At 63.8% G+C, this 17,000-nt stretch carries 17 protein-coding genes; 12 read left to right on the top strand and 5 right to left on the bottom strand.

Annotated elements, in window-relative coordinates; genetic code table 11:
* Nucleotides 1-6: 6 nt before the first annotated feature.
* Nucleotides 7-282, bottom strand: coding sequence for an Lrp/AsnC family transcriptional regulator (locus ACZ415_RS08505; protein WP_344701498.1), 276 nt, complete (start codon nucleotides 280-282; stop codon nucleotides 7-9).
* 180 nt (nucleotides 283-462) lie between these two features.
* Here ACZ415_RS08505 and ACZ415_RS08500 point away from each other — a divergent pair, with 180 nt between their 5' ends.
* The 3 genes from ACZ415_RS08500 to ACZ415_RS08490 all read left to right on the top strand — a co-directional run bounded on the left by ACZ415_RS08500 (nucleotide 463) and on the right by ACZ415_RS08490 (nucleotide 3,231).
* The gene (locus ACZ415_RS08500) at nucleotides 463-777 is read left to right on the top strand and encodes a high-potential iron-sulfur protein (protein ID WP_344701500.1); all 315 of its coding nucleotides are present in this window, start codon (nucleotides 463-465) and stop codon (nucleotides 775-777) included.
* A gap of 364 nt (nucleotides 778-1,141) precedes the next feature.
* A complete protein-coding gene (locus ACZ415_RS08495) occupies nucleotides 1,142-1,468 on the top strand; it encodes a hypothetical protein (protein ID WP_344701502.1) in 327 nt (108 codons plus the stop codon).
* Nucleotides 1,469-1,644: 176 nt separating this feature from the next.
* Entirely contained in the window at nucleotides 1,645-3,231 is a 1,587-nt protein-coding gene (locus ACZ415_RS08490; RefSeq protein WP_344701504.1) for a bifunctional GNAT family N-acetyltransferase/carbon-nitrogen hydrolase family protein, read from the top strand.
* Here the strand turns inward: ACZ415_RS08490 and ACZ415_RS08485 are convergent.
* Together ACZ415_RS08485 and ACZ415_RS08480 are read right to left on the bottom strand one after the other, a co-directional pair.
* Nucleotides 3,228-3,548: an MGMT family protein gene (locus ACZ415_RS08485; protein WP_344701506.1), complete on the bottom strand. Its 321-nt coding sequence runs from the start codon at nucleotides 3,546-3,548 to the stop codon at nucleotides 3,228-3,230. The genes ACZ415_RS08490 and ACZ415_RS08485 overlap by 4 nt on opposite strands.
* Before the next feature lie 24 nt (nucleotides 3,549-3,572).
* Nucleotides 3,573-5,042, bottom strand: coding sequence for an alanine/glycine:cation symporter family protein (locus tag ACZ415_RS08480; RefSeq protein WP_344701508.1), 1,470 nt, complete (start codon nucleotides 5,040-5,042; stop codon nucleotides 3,573-3,575).
* A 174-nt stretch (nucleotides 5,043-5,216) separates the two neighbouring features.
* On the opposite strand from ACZ415_RS08480, the gene ACZ415_RS08475 reads away from it, so the two are divergent.
* The 5 genes from ACZ415_RS08475 (at nucleotide 5,217) to ACZ415_RS08455 (ending at nucleotide 9,442) form a co-directional block, all read left to right on the top strand.
* Nucleotides 5,217-6,212 carry a succinylglutamate desuccinylase gene (locus ACZ415_RS08475; protein ID WP_344701510.1) on the top strand — a complete coding sequence of 332 codons (996 nt, stop codon included), beginning with the start codon at nucleotides 5,217-5,219 and terminating at the stop codon, nucleotides 6,210-6,212.
* A 131-nt stretch (nucleotides 6,213-6,343) separates the two neighbouring features.
* Nucleotides 6,344-7,114, top strand: a complete 771-nt coding sequence (locus ACZ415_RS08470) for an ABC transporter ATP-binding protein (protein WP_344701512.1) — start codon at nucleotides 6,344-6,346, stop codon at nucleotides 7,112-7,114.
* 15 nt (nucleotides 7,115-7,129) lie between these two features.
* The gene (locus ACZ415_RS08465) at nucleotides 7,130-7,834 is read left to right on the top strand and encodes an ABC transporter permease (RefSeq protein ID WP_344701514.1); all 705 of its coding nucleotides are present in this window, start codon (nucleotides 7,130-7,132) and stop codon (nucleotides 7,832-7,834) included.
* Nucleotides 7,834-8,562, top strand: coding sequence for an ABC transporter permease (locus ACZ415_RS08460; protein ID WP_344701516.1), 729 nt, complete (start codon nucleotides 7,834-7,836; stop codon nucleotides 8,560-8,562). The genes ACZ415_RS08465 and ACZ415_RS08460 overlap by 1 nt, the downstream gene beginning before the upstream one ends.
* A 109-nt stretch (nucleotides 8,563-8,671) precedes the next feature.
* Nucleotides 8,672-9,442 (top strand): transporter substrate-binding domain-containing protein, encoded by a 771-nt coding sequence (locus tag ACZ415_RS08455; RefSeq protein WP_344701518.1) that lies wholly within the window; start codon nucleotides 8,672-8,674, stop codon nucleotides 9,440-9,442.
* A gap of 18 nt (nucleotides 9,443-9,460) precedes the next feature.
* On the opposite strand, the gene ACZ415_RS08450 is transcribed toward ACZ415_RS08455, so the two are convergent.
* Together ACZ415_RS08450 and purE are read right to left on the bottom strand one after the other, a co-directional pair.
* Nucleotides 9,461-10,576, bottom strand: coding sequence for a 5-(carboxyamino)imidazole ribonucleotide synthase (locus tag ACZ415_RS08450; RefSeq protein WP_344701520.1), 1,116 nt, complete (start codon nucleotides 10,574-10,576; stop codon nucleotides 9,461-9,463).
* Nucleotides 10,577-10,626: 50 nt separating this feature from the next.
* Nucleotides 10,627-11,133 (bottom strand): 5-(carboxyamino)imidazole ribonucleotide mutase, encoded by a 507-nt coding sequence (purE, locus tag ACZ415_RS08445; protein ID WP_344701522.1) that lies wholly within the window; start codon nucleotides 11,131-11,133, stop codon nucleotides 10,627-10,629.
* 203 nt (nucleotides 11,134-11,336) lie between these two features.
* Between purE and ACZ415_RS08440 the strand changes: the two genes are divergently transcribed.
* The 4 genes from ACZ415_RS08440 to ACZ415_RS08425 all read left to right on the top strand — a co-directional run bounded on the left by ACZ415_RS08440 (nucleotide 11,337) and on the right by ACZ415_RS08425 (nucleotide 16,997).
* Complete coding sequence (locus ACZ415_RS08440) at nucleotides 11,337-11,618, top strand: hypothetical protein (protein WP_344701523.1); 282 nt, start codon at nucleotides 11,337-11,339, stop codon at nucleotides 11,616-11,618.
* Between the two features lie 343 nt (nucleotides 11,619-11,961).
* Nucleotides 11,962-12,738: a sulfate reduction electron transfer complex DsrMKJOP subunit DsrO gene (gene dsrO / locus ACZ415_RS08435; RefSeq protein ID WP_344701524.1), complete on the top strand. Its 777-nt coding sequence runs from the start codon at nucleotides 11,962-11,964 to the stop codon at nucleotides 12,736-12,738.
* Nucleotides 12,722-13,909, top strand: coding sequence for an NrfD/PsrC family molybdoenzyme membrane anchor subunit (gene nrfD / locus ACZ415_RS08430; protein WP_344701525.1), 1,188 nt, complete (start codon nucleotides 12,722-12,724; stop codon nucleotides 13,907-13,909). The genes dsrO and nrfD overlap by 17 nt, the downstream gene beginning before the upstream one ends.
* On the top strand, nucleotides 13,902-16,997 hold the full coding sequence (locus ACZ415_RS08425) for a molybdopterin dinucleotide binding domain-containing protein (RefSeq protein WP_344701526.1): 3,096 nt from the start codon (nucleotides 13,902-13,904) through the stop codon (nucleotides 16,995-16,997). Before nrfD ends, ACZ415_RS08425 begins: the two co-directional genes overlap by 8 nt.
* Nucleotides 16,998-17,000 lie beyond the last annotated feature (3 nt).

Raw genomic sequence — 17,000 nt, 5'->3', positions numbered from 1 at the left:
GGGGCGCTACCAGCCCAGAGAAAACATGCTTTCCAGATCGTGGCGCGAGTGCACCTGCATGGCGTTGAGGGTTTCCGTATCGCTGACGCCTTCTACGGCGTTGAGCTTGCCGGTGACCAGCTCGGCCAGGCTTTCAAAATCCCGGGTACGGGCAATGGCCACCAGGTCGTACCGCCCGCAGGTCGAATACACTTCGCTGATGCCGTCCACCTCGGCCAGCCGTTCAGCCACGGGCTTGACCTGGCCTTGCTGGGTATTGATCAGAATTACCGCGTTTTGCATAACCTCCCCCTGCGCACGTATTCGGTGCAGCGCTGTGTCAAATCAGCTGTCTGCCTTGCCGGCAGCCAGGCGAGTATAGCAGCAAGCGCCGCGCCACACAGCGGGTCGCACCCGGCAAGCGGCTGCGCTAGCATGAATGCGGACGTGCACTACGCCCATTGACAACCCAAGGAGGTTTTTATGGCTGATCAAAGCCGCCGCCGCTTTATACGCCAAAGCACGCTGGGCATGGCGGCCCTGCCGCTGGGCGCCGGGCTGCTCTCCCCCTCGGCGCAGGCGCAATCCCTGCCCCGGCTGGACCCGTCCTCCAGCAACGCCCGGGCGCTCAACTATGTAGAAAAGGCCAGCAACGCCAGCGATCACCCGGCCTACGAACCCGGCCAGACCTGCGCTAGCTGCATGTTCTACACCGCTGACACCCAGGGCTGCCAGCTTTTCCCGCAGCACAGCGTAGCCTCCGGAGGCTGGTGCCAGTCGTGGACGTCTGCCGGCTGACCCTGAAGTAACGCGCCGCTGCCAGTCGCGGCAAGCCCGGGTGCGGCGGTTGGCAACGTCCGGGATACGGTGCCATCACGCTCTTGTCGTGCGGTTTTCAAACAAGCGTATAACGCCTGAGACGATGCGTACGGATCTTCACGGGCTCACGCCGTACGGCGGCGCACTGCCGGCGGATAGCAGGGTTTATCAAACGCTGTATTTGAAAAATACGCTGTATCATCTATGCTGAGAGCAGAACTAAAAACAACAGCGAGCAACGGGCAACGCCTTCTATCCTGCACAACTTTTCATCCTACAACACCTTGTATCCTACAACACCTTGTATCCTACAAGGCTTTCCATCCTACGAAACGAGGTGAGCATGAAGCTATCAATGAAACACGTTATCCAGACAGCCGCCATCGCCGGCGCTCTCACCCTGGTTTCCGGCACGGCACTCGCCGATCAGCAAGGTGAAAACGCCGTACATCCGGACCAGGCGGCAGATTCCGCCAACGACCCCACGGACGTACAGGCCGAAACGCGCCAAGCCGGTGAAGTCGATCCGGGCGATCCGGTTGTCACCAAGCAGGAAAGCACCAACAGCGCCAACGCTCCCTCCGCAGAAAACGGGCCGGACGGCAAACTGCCGGAAGATGACGGCCTGGTAGATGATCACGGCGTCGACTCCGCCAACGTCAAAGGATAACGCTCGCGGCTGCCCGCGCAGGGCCAGGCTTCAAGGCCGGGCTCTGCGCCTGCCCGAGGCGCATTGACAACATACGCGCTAAACCCGGCCATGTGCCGGGTTTTTGCATTGCGGCCTTATCGGCCTTGCCCTATGCGCGGTATAGTGCGCCGTCTTTTCTTATCCGGGGTTTTGCCATGTCGCTAGAAGACCTGCAACTGAACTTGCGCAATCTGACACCCGCCGACTATCCGCAGCTCAAAGCGCTGATGGACGCCGTCTATCACGATCTCGGCGGCGCCTGGCCGGCGCGCACGATCGAAAAGCTGATCCAGGCTTTTCCCGACGGGCAGATCGCCATTGAAAACGACGGCGTTATCGTCGGAGTGGCGCTGACCGTTCAGGTCGACTACGACGCCTTTTCCAACCCTCACCGCTACGATGACCTGATTGATCACCGGGAGACCGTTCTCAACAATCCCGACGGCGACGCCATGTACGGGCTGGACGTGCTCATCCACCCGGACTATCGCGGCTACCGCCTGGGGCGCCGGCTGTACGAGGCGCGCAAGGAGCTTTGCCGCTCGCTTAACCTGCGCGCCATTCTCGCCGGCGGACGCATTCCCCGATATTACGAGCATGCCGAGGATCTGGCCCCCAGCGAATACATCGAAAAAGTCGCGCGCAAAGAGCTGCACGACCCCATTTTGTCGTTTCAGCTGGCCAACGATTTTCAGGTCAAGCGGCTATTGCGCAAATACCTGCCTGAAGATGCCCCGTCCCGGGGCTACGCCACCTTGCTGGAATGGAACAACATCCTCTTCGAGCCCGCCGAGCGCGTGCTCAACACCCGCCCCACCCAGGTGCGCGTGGGGGCCGTACAGTGGCAGATGCGTGAGTTTTCCTCGGTGGAAGCCGCGCTGCAGCAGATCGAATATTTCGTCGATGCGCTGTCGGACTACCAAAGCGACTTTGCCGTTTTCCCGGAGCTTTTTAACGCGCCGCTGATCGGGCTGCAGGACCGCGCCGCGCAGCAGGATTCCATCGGCGCTATCCGTTTTCTGGCCGGCTTTACCGAGCCGTTCAAAACGGAGCTTTCGCGCATGGCGGTGGCCTACAACATCAATATCGTCGGCGGCTCCATGATTGAAATCGGCGACGACGACCGGCTTTACAATATCGCCTATCTGTTTCATCGCGACGGCAGCGTCGAGCGCCAGGCGAAGCTGCACATTACGCCCCAGGAGCGCCGGGACTGGGTGATCGAGGGCGGCGACGAGCTGCACGTCTTCCATACCGATGCCGGGCGGGTGGGCATTCTGATCTGCTATGACGTGGAGTTTCCCGAGCTGTCGCGGCTGCTGGCAGACCAGGACATGGATATTTTGTTCGTGCCCTTCTGGACCGACACGAAAAACGGCTATTTGCGGGTGCGCCACTGCGCCCAGGCCCGGGCGATCGAAAACGAATGCTACGTGGTGCTGTGCGGCAGCGTCGGCAACCTGCCGTCCATCGAAAATCTCGACATCCAGTACGCCCAGTCGGCGGTATTCTCGCCGTCAGACTTCGCCTTTCCCCACGACGCGGTGCTGGCAGAAACCACGCCCAACACCGAGATGATCTTCTTTTCTGACCTGGATTTGACCCGGCTGACCGTGGTGCGCGCCGAAGGCTCGGTGACCAACCTCAAGGATCGCCGGCAAGACCTGTTCGATCTGCGCTGGCGAGACTGGTCGTGGAAGTCCGGCGCCCACCTGGAACAGGACAAAAGGCGCGACGGCTAGCCGCCCGGCCCGGGGCCGGCATCGGGCCACAGCAAATGCGCGGGGATACGCCCCGCCGCATCAAATACAACGCCTTCGTCAGCCAGCCGTGCTCGCTGGCGATCGGCGCCGCCGTGATCGGCCGGCCGCCGGCTGGCTGCCACCACCCGGTGCCAGGGCAGCTCGCTGCCCGCGGGCAGCTTGCGCATGGCGGTGCCCACCATCCGCGCCGTCGCGCCTTCGGTCATCTGCGCCACGCGGCCGTAGGTGGTCACCCGCCCCGGCGGTATCTGCGCGACTACGGTGTGAATCTGCTCCAGCAGCTCAGGGCGGGCCATGGCTTCGTCCGTTGATGAAAAACGCTATCGGGTTTCGCGGCCCGCTTTGCGCGCCGGCCAGGCCTGCGCGTCCAGCTTGTGAGCCAAATCCGGGAACTGCGCCGGGTCAAAGACCGGCTCCACCCCGGCCTTGAGCTGGCGCTCGTAGTCGCGAAACAGCGCAAAGGCCACCGGCGAAAGCAGCAAAATAGCCACCAGGTTGATAAGCGCCATCATGCCCATGGATAAATCGGCAAAGTTCCAGATCGGCCCCAGGCTTGCCACCGAGCCCACCATGACCATGGCCAGCACCGCCAGCCGATAGATCAGCACCGCCACCGGCGCACGGCAGCCGGCCAGATACTCCACGTTGGCCTCGCCGTAGGAGTAGTTGGCAATCACCGAGGTGAAGGCAAACAGCAGGATCGCCACGGCAACGAACATGCCGCCCCACTGGCCTACGTGGCTGGAAAGCGCCATCTGCGTCAGCTGGATGCCGTTAACCTCGTCACCGGCCAGCAGCCCCGGCCCGGCCATAATAATAATCGCCGCCGTCGCCGTGCAGATTACCAGCGTATCGAGAAACACCCCGAGCATTTGAATAAAGCCCTGAGCGGCAGGATGGTCGGGCTTGGTGGTAGCGGTCGCCGCGGCGTTGGGTGCCGAGCCCATGCCCGCTTCGTTGGAAAACAGGCCGCGCTGAATACCGTTCATGATCGCCTGGGACACAGCATAGGCCACCGCACCGCCGGCGGCCTGCTCCAGGCCGAACGCGCTTTTGACAATCGTGGCAAGGGCGCCGGGCAGCTCCGCGGCGTTCGTGGCGACCACGACCAGCGCCAAAAGCAGATACAGCAGCGCCATCAGCGGCACGATCAGCTCCGCCACCCGGGCGATGGACTTCAGCCCGCCGAAGATAATCGGCGTAACCACCGCGATCAGCAGCACGCCGATGGCCCAGGTGGGCACGGCAAAGGCCTGCTCCATGGCCTGGGCAATGGAGTTGGCCTGCACGCTGTTGAACGCAAGGCCAAAGGCAATGATCAGGCACACGGAAAACGCCACGGCCAGCCAGCGCAGGCCCAGACCGCGCTCGATATAGCGCGCCGGGCCGCCGCGAAAGGTGCCGTCGCCGTGATCTACCTTGAACGCCTGGGCCAGGGTCGACTCGATAAAGCTGGTCGCCATGCCCACCATGGCCGTCATCCACATCCAGAACACCGCCCCGGGGCCGCCGAGCGAAATGGCCACGGCCACGCCGGCAAGGTTGCCGGTGCCCACGCGCGCCGCCAAACTGGTGGAAAGCGCCTGAAACGAAGAAATGCCGCCGTCGGACTCCCGGGAATGGCGCAGCAGCTTGAACATGTGGCCGAAATAGCGTAGCTGGATACCCCGGGTCATGACCGTGAAATAAAGGCCCGCGCCCAGCAGCAGATAAATCAGCACGCTGCCCCATAAAAGGCCGTTGCCGGCATCCACCAGCCCGGCGAAGGCAGCAAAAAAAGTGTTGTCCATGGCGTTTTTCCGTTTGCGGATGATAGGGAAAGGCCCAAGCACGATGCCGCACTGGCCGTCATCGATGATGCGGTCTACCCTTTTTGAGCCCGGCATAAAATAGCAATAAATACAGTTTTAAGTAAAAAATTCAGCGCGATTCAACAAAAACGTGCCTAGGCACAGGGGAAAACCATGCTCGACCAATGGCTGGACATAACGCTGGACGGTACGCCGCCGGTGCGCTCAGGCGTGCTGGCAGCGTACGGCTATACGCTGCACGCCCCGGGCGTAGTGGAAATCATACCCGCAAAGCAGGCAGCCAACGCCCGGGCCTGCGTGTTTTCCGCCGCCGTCCACGGCAACGAAACCGCGCCGGTGGAGCTGATCGGCGAGCTGCTCTGCGCCATCGAGGCCGGCGTGCTGCGCCCGGGTGCGCCGCTGCTGGTGATGCTTGGCAATATTCCCGCGCTGCGCGCCGGCGTGCGCTATATCGACACCAACCTCAACCGGCTTTTTCACCGCGGCCTGGCAACGCCCGGCGACGAGCCCGACCGCGCCCGGGCGCTCATGGCTCAGGTCGACGCCTTTTATGCCCGTCACGCAGCGCTGCCCCCGCTGCACTACGACCTGCACACCGCCATACGCCAGAGCCGCTATCCGCGCTTTGCCCTGGCGCCGTTTTCGAACGCGCCTGTCTGCCTGGCGCACTGGCGGCGCCTCGCCGCCGCCGGCATGCAGGCAGCACTCTGCCAGCACCGCCATAGCTGGACGTTTTCTCACTACAGCCGCCACTACCACGCTGCCGAGGCCTTCACCCTGGAGCTGGGTCAGGTCGCACCTTTCGGCCACAACGACCTGGACGCGCTGGCGCCCATGCTCGCTCTGCTGAAAACGCTGGCCGGCGGCGGCACACCTGCTGAAGCTTGCACCGAGCGCATGGCCTTTTTTCGCGTCGTGCAGGAAATCAGGCGCGAAAGCGACGACTTTCATCTGTGCTTTGCCGACGACACGCCCAACTTTACCGCCTTTGCCCCGGGTACGCGCATCGCCCACGACGGCCAGGGCGGCGACACCCGGGTGAGCGGCGAGCCGCTGCACGTGGTTTTTCCCAACGCCCAGGTGGAAATCGGCGCTCGGGCAGCGCTGCTGGCCGCGCGCACGATGGCACCCGGCGCTCCAGGCAAATAAATCACCAGCTTTTTTGCGCGCCAACCACGACGCTACCCGCCAAATACGGCACTATGGCATAGCGTTTTAACGCCCTGTTCTGATTGATACGCAACGGTTGCCGCGGCAATCCCTGTTCTGGAGCCCCTGCTATGGCCGCCACTCCTCTGCCTCTTGAAGTGCGCAACGTGACCAAGCGCTTTGGCGACACTGATGTTTTGAAAGGGCTATCGCTTGAAGCGCACAAGGGCGACGTCATTACCCTGATCGGCGCTTCTGGCTCGGGCAAAAGCACCTTTTTGCGCTGCATGAACCTGCTGGAGCAGCCCGACGCCGGCGAGCTGATCGTCCACGGTGAGCCCATCCGCTTTAAAAACACCGCCAAAGGCCGCGAGCCCGCCGACTGGAAGCAGGTGGTGCGCATGCGCGCCCGGCTTTCCATGGTGTTTCAGGGCTTTAATCTCTGGGCGCATATGACGGTGCTGGAAAACATCATCGAAGCGCCGATTCATGTGCTGGGCAAGTCAAAAAAAGACGCCGTTGAGCACGCCGAAGCGCTGCTCGAACGCGTGGGCTTAAGCCACCGCGCCAACGCCTACCCCACACAGATTTCCGGCGGCCAGCAGCAGCGCGGCGCCATTGCCCGGGCGCTGGCCATGGACCCGGACGTCATGCTGTTTGACGAGCCCACCTCGGCGCTGGACCCGGAGCTTGTCGGCGATGTGCTCAAGGTGATGCACGACCTGGCCCGCGAAGGCCGCACCATGGTGGTGGTGACTCACGAAATGGGCTTTGCCCGGGACGTTTCCAGCCGGGTGATGTATCTCCACCAGGGGCTGGTAGAAGAGGCCGGCGCGCCCGCCGACGTGCTCGGCAACCCGCAGTCGCCGCGTCTCAAGCAGTTTCTGGCGCCCAAGTACTGATCTCCGGAGGCCACCATGCTGGATTTACAGGGCTACGGCCCCCGGCTGCTGGAAGGCGCCGGCGTCACCGTATCACTTGCCGTGCTGTCGCTTGCGCTGGCTATCGTGCTGGGGCTGGTGACCGCCAGCGCCAAGATGTCGCCAAGCCGGGTGGCACACCGCGCAGCGACGCTTTACACCACGCTGATCCGCGGCGTGCCCGATCTGGTGCTGATGATGCTTTTGTTCTTCGGCGGCCAGATCGGCGTCAACACGTTCACCGACTGGCTCTATTACACCTTTGACGTGGATATTTTCATCAATATCGACGCCTTCGTCGCCGGGGTGGTCACCATCGGGCTGATTTTCGGCGCCTACATGGGCGAAACCTTCCGCGGCGCCTTCATGGCCGTGGAGCAGGGCCAGATCGAAGCCGGCAAGGCCTACGGCATGAGCCCGCGGCTGGTGTTCTGGCGCATTCGCTTTCCGCAGATGATGCGCCACGCCCTGCCGGGGCTTTCGAATAACTGGATGGTGCTGCTCAAGACCACCGCGCTGGTCTCGGTGATCGGCCTGTCCGACATGGTGCGCATTGCCGCCGAGGCGTCCAAGGCCACCCGCGAGCCGTTCACCTTCATGATGGTCGTCGCCGTGGCGTATCTGCTGATCGCCAGCGTCTCGGAATGGATTTTCGCCCGGCTGCAAAAACGCTACAGCATCGGCTACGGGGAGGGGGACTAATGCAGGCACTCGTTGACCGGCTGGAGGCGCTGCTCGCCGACAACAGCATCTTCACGCTACAGACCCTTGCCTACTACGGCGACGGGCTGGCCACCACCGTACAGCTGGTGTTTCTCTCGCTGCTCCTTGGGCTTTTGCTGGCCGTGCCGCTGGCCGTGGGCCGCTGCTCCGGGCGGCGCTGGATCAAATGGCCGATTTTTGCCTACACCTATGTGTTTCGCGGCACGCCCCTGCTGGTGCAGCTGTACCTGATCTACTACGGCGTGGTGTTCGTGGAAGGCGTGCAGCAGTCCTGGCTGTGGCCGCTGATCAAAGACCCCTTCGTGCCCGCGCTGGTGGCCTTTACCCTGAACACCGCCGCCTACACCACCGAAATTTTCCGCGGCGCGATCAAGGCCACCTCCAAGGGCGAGGTCGAGGCCGCCCGGGCCTACGGCATGTCGCCCATGCTGACGCTGCGGCGCATCGTGCTGCCCAGCGCCTTTCGCCGCGCGCTGCCGGCCTACGGCAACGAGGTGATCTTTATGCTCCACGCCAGCGCCATTGCAAGCGTCGTGACGCTGATGGATCTGACCGGCGCGGCCCGTTTTGTCTATGCCCGCTTCTATGCGCCTTTCGATGCCTTTTTGTTCGTCGCGGCGATCTATCTGTGCCTGACGTTTGCCATTCTTTACTTTTTCCGCTTTCTGGAAAAGCGCCTGCTGGCCCACCTGGGCCCGGCTACCTAGGCGCGCCCCTTTCCGGCAGCAAAAAAACTTTGCCCCGACACCCCGGCAAAGGTACGTTGAGACTGATCGCCGCTTGGCGGTGCATCCCCTTAGCGAGGAGATACTTACAATGAAAAAACTGCTGACCTTTTCCCTTTTGAGCCTTGCCGTGGCCGCCACCGCCGCCCAGGCACGCAACGACGATCAGCTCCGCATCGGCGTGGACGTACCCTACGAGCCCATGGAATACCGCACGCCGGACGGCGAGCTCACCGGCTTTGACATCGAGCTGGGCAACGCCCTTTGTGCCGAGATGAAAAAGCAGTGCGAGTGGGTCGTGCAAAGCTGGGACGGCATCGTTCCCGGCCTCATGGCGCGCAAATACGACGCCATCATGTCGTCGATGACCATCAACGACAAACGCCGCGAAAAAGTGCTGTTCTCCGAGCCGTATTTCACCCCGCCCTCGGCCTGGTTTGCCCCGTCCACCACCGAGCTGGACGAGGCCACCGACGCATCGCTTGACGGCATGACCATCGGCGTACAGCGCGGCACACTGCAGGACAACTACGCCACCGACATGTACGGCGACGTGGCCGACATCAACCGCTACTCCACCGCCGACGATATGGTGCTGGACATGGAAGCCGAGCGGCTGGACATCGTGTTTCTCGACTACCCGGTAGGCCAGTCAACGCTGTTGGAAAGCGACAGCCGCGATTACCAGGTCGTCGGTGAGATGATCACCGAGCCCAAGCAGTATTTCGGCGACGGCTTCGGCATTGCGTTTCGCCAGCGCGATCGCGACCTGGCCGAGCAGTTCAACCAGGCGCTGGAAACGCTCAAAGACAACGGCACCTACGACAAGATCAAGGCGCGCTACTTTGATGACGCCCAATAACGCCAACGCCGGGTAGCGTCAGGAAACGAAGCTGAACGCCGGGGCCGGCGCGCCCGGCAGCAGCGCGGCCACGGCATCGAGGCGCGTCTGCAGGGCCGCGTGGTCCGGGGCGACGACGTTGATATGCCCAAGCTTGCGACCTGCGCGCTCGGCCTTGCCGTAGCGGTGCAGATGCGCGCCCGGCTGGCCCAGCACCTCGGCGCTGGCCGGTTCGCGCCCGATCACGTTGGCCATGCAGGTCACGCCCCGGGCGGCGGTATCGCCAAGGGGCAAGCCCTGCACCGCGCGCAGGTGATTTTCGAACTGGCCGGTCACCGCGCCGTTTTGGGTCCAGTGGCCGGAGTTGTGCACCCGAGGCGCCATCTCGTTGGCCAAAAGCCGGCCGTCCCGGGTCTGAAACAGCTCAAGGGCCAGCACGCCCACGTAGTCCAGCTCGTCGAGCAGCGCGCGGATATAGCCGTCGGCGGTGTGTTGTACGGCATCGTCAAGATCCGGCAGCGGCGCCACGGAGTAGCGCAGAATGCCGTCCACGTGCTGATTTTCCGCCATGGGATAAAAGCGCACTTCGCCGTCCCGGCCGCGCACGGCGATAATCGAGACCTCGCGCACAAAATCGACGAACGCTTCGACAACAAGCTGCGAATGGCCGATAGCGGCCCAGGCGCTTTGGGCATCTTCCGGCGCTTTGAGCACCGCCTGGCCCTTGCCGTCGTAGCCTTCGGTGGTGGACTTCGCCACCACCGGGCAGCCAAGCGCCCGCGCTGCATGCTCAAGGGCCTCGGCGCTTTCCACCACGCGATATTCCGGCGTGGGAATCGCCAGCCGGTCAAACAGCGCCTTTTCCTCCACCCGGTTCTGGCACACGGCAATGGCGCGGCTGCTCGGATACACCGGCCGGTGCGCCTCAATCTCGCGGATCAGCGCGACGGGCAGGTGTTCAAATTCATAGGTCACCACGTCGACCCGTTCAAGAAACTCGGCCAGACGCTGATGTTGCGGGTCGCTGATGATATCGCCGATGGCCGCGCTGTGGCCGCCGGTGGTATCGAGAAAGGTAAAGCGGTTGCCCAGCGGATAGCCGGCAAGGGCGAGCATCTGCCCGAGCTGGCCGGCGCCGAGTATGCCAATGTTCATTTCACATCTCCGGGGTGGTTTGCCAGTAGCGGCGGATGGCGGGCGCCCGCTCAGGCGCCGGCGCGCGGATCGGGGTGATCGAGCACGGTCCGGGTCTGCTCGGCGCGGAACGCCTCGACGTTGGCGCGCACCTGGGCATCGCTAAGCCCTACCACCTGGGCGGCCAGCAGGCCCGCATTGGTAGCGCCGGCCTTGCCGATGGCAAGCGTCCCCACGGCCACGCCGCCGGGCATCTGGGCGATGGACAAAAGCGAGTCCAGCCCCTTGAGCGCTTTGGATTCCACCGGCACGCCAAACACCGGCAGCGGCGTTTGTGCGGCCACCATGCCCGGTAAGTGCGCCGCCCCGCCGGCCCCGGCAACGATTACCTGAATCCCGCGATCGGCCGCGCCCTTGGCATAGTCAAACAAAAGATCCGGCGTGCGGTGGGCCGAAACGATCCGGGTCTCATAGGCCACGCCCAGCCGTTCGAGCATGGCAACGGTATGCTCCATGATCGACCAGTCCGACTGCGACCCCATGATAACTCCAACAACGGGTGGGCTTGCTGACGCCATTGCTTTGCTCCCTGGCTGGACTTGCACTGACAAAAATGAAAACAGACCGCCGAATCAGCAGCCCTGAAAAGAAGCCACAGAGTTTACCAGTACCGCCTTGCCGGCGGACATTGTCGCGGCGGGAAATTTTAACGCGGCGGGCATTGAAAACCCGTGCGCTTATCGGCATTGTTGATGTTGCCATTTCCCACCGATGGAGACCCATGAGCACGGCACGCTCCTCTGCGCATGCAGAACTGACCGAACCTCCGCGAACCGGCCCTGACGATTTTGACGTCAGGGATTTGGAAAAACGCACGCGCCTGATGCGCATCATTACTCGGCTAATGGCCATATCCGAGCTTGGCAGCCGCGATATCGCGCGCCGCGCCGGGCTGCCCGTGCAAAAGGTAAGCGACCTGCTGGCCGGCAAGCTTGAGCACTTAAACGCCGACGAGCTTAATGTCCTGCACCGTACGCTGGAGCCGGAAACGCCGCTGCAGTGATTTCGGCTCACTGAGACACCGCACGATGCAAACGGCCAGAAAGCAGCTGTTCGCATCGCGAAAACCGGCCCTGTCAGGGCCGGTTTTTTTATAGCCCTGCCTTTTTTTGCCGGCACACCCATACCGATAATTCCCCGGCACGCCGTCCTCGCCCTTCGCCGGCACACCCGTTCTCATAAATAGGCGAATAAACAAGCAGTTGTCTCAACAGGATTAAGGCAGCATTAAAAAACGGCCTATAACCCCTTGATGGGCATCAACTTTTCCTGTCAGGGCGCAGGGTACAATGAATCTGTCCCGACGATTCATCGCAGCCGCTGCGCTGCCCTACCAAGGAGGCGCCATGGATCCCATACGCCGCTCCCTTCTCGGCCAGCTGGCGCGCCTAAGCGCCGGTGCGGCCATGGTGCCGCTATCAAGCGTCGCCAGCGCCGGCATCAACGATCAGCCGCCGCGCCGAGAGGGCGACCCGGAAAAACGCTACGGAATGCTCATTGATCTGCGCCAGTGCATCGGCTGCCAGGCCTGTACCGTTTCGTGTCATATTGAAAACGATGCCCCGCTGGGCAACTTTCGCACCGTTGTCTCACAGTTTGAGGTCGAGCAGGAAAGCACCGGCCAGCTTGCCACCTTCATGCTCCCAAGACTTTGCAACCACTGCGAAAACCCGCCCTGCGTGCCGGTCTGCCCGGTACAGGCCACCTACCAGCGCCGAGACGGCATCGTCGTGGTGGACAGCGACCGCTGCGTGGGCTGCGCCTACTGCGTTAACGCCTGCCCTTATGACGCCCGTTTTATCAACGAAAAAACCCAGACCGCGGACAAGTGCACCTTCTGCGCCCACCGCCTGGAGGCCGGGCTTTTGCCCGCCTGCGTGGAATCCTGCGTGGGCGGGGCGCGGATCATCGGCGATATGCGCGACCCTGAAAGCCAGATCAGCCGCATGATGGCCGAACACCGCGACGAGCTGATGGTGCTGCAGCCGGAGAAAGGCACTCACCCCCAGGTCTTCTACCTTGGCATGGACGAGCGCTTTACCCACCGCCCGGAAGCCAAACCCGGCATCTGGGACGTTATCAACGAAGCGGGCAAGGAGCTGGACTATGAGTTTGGTCACTGAAGTGGTCGTGCCGCGCTACGGCATTGCCTGGTACCCCTGGGCGGTGCAGTACTTCTTTTTGATTGCGCTTTCCTACACCAGTCTCTGGGTCGCCGCGCCGGGGATCATTCTGGGCAAGCAGCACTGGCTGGCCACTTCGCGGCTGGCACTGCTTGCCTGCGTATCCACCACGCTGGTCGCGCCGGTGGCGCTTCTCGCCGATCTGCACCAGCCGCTGCGCTTCTGGCACTTTTACGCTCACCCCACGCCCTGGTCGTGGATGTCCATCGGCAGCTTTTTGCTCCCGCTGCACTTGGTCGCCACGGTGCTTTTGGCCTGGCTTGCCTGGCGCCCGGCGCTGAAATCTCGCGCCCGGTCGAATGACGGCTGGTTTTCGCGCATTGCCGGCTGGATCGCCTGGGGCGACTGGCAGGCTTCGCGCAAAGTCATGGTGCTGGTCGGGCTCGCCGCCCTTGCCACCTCAATGGGCATGATGCTCTACACCGGCGCCGAAGTGGCCATCGTCAAGGGCCGGCCGCTGTGGCACACCGCTTGGCTGCCGCCGATGTTTGTCGCCACCGGCGTCATCGGCGTCTGCGGACTGATTTTGCTGCTCAACCGAATGTCCGGCATGCGCAGCCCCGACACCAACCGCCAGATGCTGGCGATTCTGGTCGGCGCTTGCATCGCTGCGGGCTTTATCGCACTCACCTGGTTTCTTGACGGCGCCAATGCGGTGTCCGGCTCGGTGGCCGCCGCGCTGGACTCCGTCGACCAGAGCCCGGCCTGGCGCGCCACCGCCGTTGAGGGCATCACCGCCGGCGTATTGCTGGCCGTGCTGGCCTTTGTCGCACGCCGCGGCCACGCGCGCCGCCGGCTGTTCGGCTGGGTGCTGGGCCTGCTCGCCCTGCACGTGGCGTGGATGTTCCGCTGGGTGGTGCTGATGAACGTGCAGACCGTGGCCCGCAACAGCGCCGGCTTTCACGACTACCACGTCGCCTTCGGTTCGTACGGGCTGACCGGCATCATCGGCATTTTCGGCCTTTGGCTCACCGCCCTGCTGGTCATTGAGCTGTTCGTGCCCTGGCGCCAGGCCTCTTTCGACCCGCAGCGCGACGCGCCTGCCGCCGGCGCTTTTGCCTCTGCCGCGTCGCCCGTTTCTCCCGCTTCGCAAGGAGTCCGCCATGGATAATTCACGTCGTCGCCTGCTCAAGGGCGCCGCTGCCACCGGCGGCGCTGCGGCTTTCGTTGCCGGCTACTCCGGCCCGCTGACCAAGATGGCCAAGGGCGTCTCCGGCAGCGCCGGGGAAAAGCCCGAACACAACATCTACGGCAACGCCCTGGCGCCGGAGTATACCGTCGATCAGGACTCCGGCGAGCTGACCTTGAACCCCGATCAGCGCATGCCCTTTACCGTGTGCTACGGCTGCACCACCAAGTGCGGCGTGCGGGTACGCGTGGACAGCAACACCGACGAAGTGCTGCGCACCGTGGGCAACCCCTACCATCCGCTCTCCAGCGAGCCGCACCTGCCCATGCGCACCCCGGTCGTTGATGCGCTCAAGCACGTAAGCGGCCATGACGAGCAGGGCCTGGCCGGCCGCTCCACCGCCTGCGCCCGGGGCAACGCCATGATCGGCCAGATCACCAGCCCCCACCGCGTCACCCACTGCTTAAAGCGCGCAGGCGGGCGCGGCGAGCGGCGCTGGGAGCGCATCTCCTTTGAAAAGCTCATCGAGGAAATCTGCGAAGGCGGCGACCTGTTCGGCGAAGGCCACGTTGACGGCCTGCGCACGATTCACAACCACGATGAGCCGGTCGACGCCGACAATCCCGAGTACGGCCCCAAGGCCAACCAGCTGCTGATGATGGAGGCCACCGACTACGGCCGCTCGGCGATCTTGAAGCGCTTCGGCTTTAACGCCTTCGGCACCCGCAACTACGGCCACCACGGCTCCTACTGCGGGCTCGCGTTTCGCATGGGCTCCGGTGCGCTGCTCGACGACATGGCCAAGTTTGCCCACGTCAAGCCCGACTATACCCGGGCGAAATTCGCGCTGTTTATCGGCACCGCTCCCAGCCAGGCGGGCAACCCCTTCAAACGCCAGGGGCGGCTGCTGGCCGAGGCACGCGCTACCGGCAACCTGGACTACGTGGTCATCGACCCCGGGCTTAACGCCAGCGCCTCTCACGCCGCCGGCGAGCGCAGCCGCTGGGTGCCCATTCGCCCGGCAAGCGACACCGCCTTCGCCATGGCGATGATCCAGTGGCTCATCGAGCACGAAGCCTACGCCGCCGACTACCTGGCCATGCCCAGCCCCGAAGCGGTGGACGCCGCGGGTGAAAACGGCCACACCAACGCCACCCACCTGGTCATCGAAAACGCAGACCATCCGCGCTTTGGCCACTTTCTGCGCCGCTCGGACCTTGAAGACGGCGTGGAGGCCGGCAGCAACGCCGACGACGTGATGGTCGTGAATCCCGAGGGCGAACTGAAGCCCAGCCGCGAGGTGCGCAAGGCCGAGCTGTTTGTTGAGCGCGAGGTTGAAACGACAGACGGCACCGTCAGCGTCAAAAGCAGCCTGGTAAAACTGCGCGATACCGCCAACGAGCACAGCCTGGAAGAGTACGCCGAGCACTGCGGCATCGAGGCCCGGGTGATCAAGCACATCGCCGAGCGCTTCGCCGCCTACGGCCGCGACGCCGTGGTGGATACCCACGGCGGCATGATGTCGGCCACCGGCTTTTACGGCGCCTACGGGCTGATGATGCTCAACCTGCTCGCCGGCAGCTTCAACCGCCAGGGCGGTGCCGCGCTCGGCGGCGGCAAGTTCAACGGCACCGGCAGCGGCCCGCGCTACGATCTCGCCGACTTCCCCGGCAAGCGCGGCCCCAAGGGCGTGTTTGTCTCGCGCACGCGCTTTGCCTACGAGGACACCTCGGAGTACCAGCGCAAGATCGACGCCGGCGAGAACCCCTACCCGGCCAAGGCCCCCTGGCGCCCGCTCGCCCCGCCGATTCTCACCGAGCAGCTGGCATCAGCGCTGGACGGCTACCCCTACCCCATCAAGGCGGTGATCGGCTGCATGGCCAACCCGCTGTACGGCCAGGCCGGGCTGCACGACACCATTATCGACAAGCTCAAGGACCCCAAACACCTCGGGCTTTACGTGGCGGTAGACGGCTTTATCAACGAAACCAACCGCTTTGCCGACTACATTGTGCCGGACTCGGTGATGTATGAAGTCTGGGGCTTTACCGGCGCCTGGAGCGGCACCCTGACCAAAATGACCACGGCCTGCTGGCCGATTGTCGAGCCGCGCCAGGACAAGACCGAGGACGGCGAGCCCATCAGCATGGAAAGCTTTTTCATCGCGACGGCCAAGCGGCTGGGGCTGCCGGGCTTCGGCGACGACGCCATTCCCGGCGCCGACGGCAAGCTCTATCCATTAAACCGCGCCGAGGACTTCTTTCTGCGCGCGGCGGCCAACATCGCCTACATGGGTGAACCGCTGCCCGAAGCGGACAAAAGCGACGTAATGCACAGCGGCATCGAACCGCTATTGCCCAAGCTCACGCGCACCCTGCCGGCGGAAGAGCGCGGCCGAGTGGCCTATCTGTACGCCCGGGGCGGGCGCTTTGAAGACCACGAAGACGCCTTCGGCGACGGTAAAAAGCTCGCCCACGCCTGGTCCCGGGCGCTGTGCGTGTACAACCCCCAGGTGGGCACCACCGTCGACAGCCAGACCGGCAAGCGTCTGTCCGGCACGCCCTGCCTGCAGGCGGCGAACATGGCCGACGGCACGCCCATGCGCGAGGTGTACCCGCAGGATGAATGGCCGCTGCTGGCGTTTTCCTACAAGTCCAACGTGATGAACTCCTATGCCATCGGCCTTGAGCGGCTGCGCATGATCAAGCCGTACAACCCGGTGCTGCTGCACGCCGACGACGCCGCGCGTCACGGCATTGCCCACGGCGATACCGTGCGCATCGAAAGCCCTGGGCGGGCCGTCAAGGCGCTGGCGCTGGTCAGCGACGGCGTGATGAAAGGCGCGCTGGGCATCGAGCACAGCTTCGGCCATACCGAGCTGGGCGCCAGCCAGCACGAGATCGACGGCCAGGCGTTCTCCGGCAACCCGTGGATCGGCGCCGGCATCAACATCAACGATCTGGGCTTTGCCGATCCCACCCGCGAGGTGGCGGGCACCTGGTTGGAAGGCGTCAGCGGCGCCGCCGTGCGCCAGGGGCTGCCCGTTCGGATCAGCCGCGTGGAGGGTTGAATC

The organism is Halomonas cibimaris (assembly GCF_055379665.1).
Note: the sequence above shows the minus strand (reverse complement) of the source record. Positions and strands in the feature narration are given on the sequence as shown.